Origin of the sequence: Mesorhizobium sp. M1A.F.Ca.IN.020.04.1.1, assembly GCF_003997315.1 — a bacterium.
Lineage (GTDB): Bacteria > Pseudomonadota > Alphaproteobacteria > Rhizobiales > Rhizobiaceae > Mesorhizobium.
In genome coordinates this window covers 1-1,816 of record NZ_RZSN01000355.1, presented here as the reverse complement: position 1 = coordinate 1,816, position 1,816 = coordinate 1, and the positions used below count along the sequence as shown (strand labels likewise).

At 63.6% G+C, this 1,816-nt stretch carries 2 protein-coding genes; one reads left to right on the top strand and one right to left on the bottom strand.

Annotated elements, in window-relative coordinates:
- Nucleotides 1-540, bottom strand: a 540-nt coding sequence (locus tag EOA49_RS31770) for an ATP-binding cassette domain-containing protein (protein ID WP_245460862.1), incomplete at its 3' end; no start/stop codon positions are given.
- 216 nt (nucleotides 541-756) lie between these two features.
- Here EOA49_RS31770 and EOA49_RS31765 point away from each other — a divergent pair.
- Nucleotides 757-1,816, top strand: a 1,060-nt coding sequence (locus tag EOA49_RS31765) for an NtaA/DmoA family FMN-dependent monooxygenase (protein WP_127243590.1), incomplete at its 3' end; no start/stop codon positions are given.

Below are 1,816 nucleotides of genomic sequence, written 5' to 3'. Positions count from 1 at the left end.
ATCCAGCGCCGTCGTCGGCTCGTCCAACACCAGCAGTGCCGGGTTGAGCGCGATGGCGATGGCGATGTTGGCGCGCTGCTGCATGCCGCCGGAAAGCTCGTGCGGATAGAGATCCAGCACCCGCTCCGGATTGCCGACCCGCACCCGCTTGAGCAGTTCGGCCGAACGCCAGCGGGCTTCCTCGTGGCGGACCGGACGATGGCGCATGATCGTCTCGCCAATCTGCCGGCCGATCGTCATGGCCGGATTGAGCGCGGCGCCCGGATGCTGGTAGACGGCCGCGATGCGATCGCCACGCAGGCCGCGCAGTTCTCCGCCCGAAAGGCCGCGCAATTCCCGGCCCTCGAATTCCAGCGCCGACGCCGCCAGACGGGCATTTCCCGGCAGGTAGCTCAGTATGGCGAGGGCCACGGAGCTCTTTCCCGAGCCTGACTCACCAACCAGCCCGAGCGCTTCGCCTTGCCCGATGGAGAGCGACATACCGTCGACGGCGGATTGCCATCCTCTTTTCCCGCCATAGTCGATGGAAAGTTTTTCCACGTTCAGCACCGAAGGGGACATGCAGGACCTCGAAACCACTTTCTTTCACTGCCCTTATCAAGGGCAATCGCTTCCGCTTGTTGAGTATATAATCTCTATAAAATTACTCGAATTAATGCCGAGCGCAATCTAGCCTTTCACGCATCGAGAGATTTCAGACTGCGCCGGTCGAGGCGGCGCCGGGGTGCTCTCGCGCGGATTTGCAAGGAGGCCGGCATGGCGCGAAACCACATGATCCTCAGCGCATTCTTCTTCAACCCGCAGGGCGACCACCGCATGTCGTGGCGGCATCCGCGCGCACCGGGACGGGAAGTGCTTGGCTTCGATTATTATCGCGAGCTGGTGCAGGCGGCCGAGCGCGCCAGGATCGACACCATCTTCGTCGCTGACCACGTGTCCATCTGGGATTCGGTGAAAAGCGGTGTCGCGCACTACGCCAATGCCCGCCTCGAGCCGCTGACGCTGCTTTCGGCGCTGGCTGGCGTAACGAAACACGTCGGCCTGATCACCACCGCGTCGAGCTCCTACAGCGAGCCCTACAATGTGGCGCGTCTGTTCGCCTCGCTCGACCACATCAGCCAGGGTAGGGCGTCCTGGAACGTCGTCACCTCGGCCATGGACGAGGAGGCACGCAATTTCGGCCGCGACGGCAACATCGAGCACGCTTTCCGCTACCAGCGCGCCGCCGAGTTCCTCGATATCGTCAAGGGGCTGTGGGACAGCTGGGAAGACGAGGCGCTGCTGTTCGACAAGGACACCGGCTACTTTGCCGATCCCGACAAGGTCCATGTGCTCGACCACCGCGGCGCGCATTTCAAGGTGCGCGGGCCGCTCAACGTCTCGCGGCCGCCACAGGGTCATCCGCTGATCGTCCAGGCCGGTTCCTCAGAGGACGGCAAGAATTTCGCCACGGCGCATGCCGACGCCCACTTCGCCATCTTCTCCACCAGGGAAGACGGCATCAAATACCGGCAGGACATCAACGACCGGCTCGCCCGCCACGGCAGGCGGCCGGAGAGCTTCAAGATCCTGCCGGGCATCCTACCGATCGTCGCCGCTTCCGAGGCCGAGGCGCGCGAGCGGCAAGATTATCTCCAGACCCTGCTCCCCGATCGCGTCGGCATCGATCTCCTGTCGAGCTGGAGCGGCATCGATTTATCGGTTTATCCGCCGGACGGTCCGCTACCTCAGCTTCCGGACGAAAGCACCTTCAACGGCGGGCGCACCTCGCTCAATCGGGTCAAGCAGTGGGCTACGCAGAACCTCACTCTGCGCG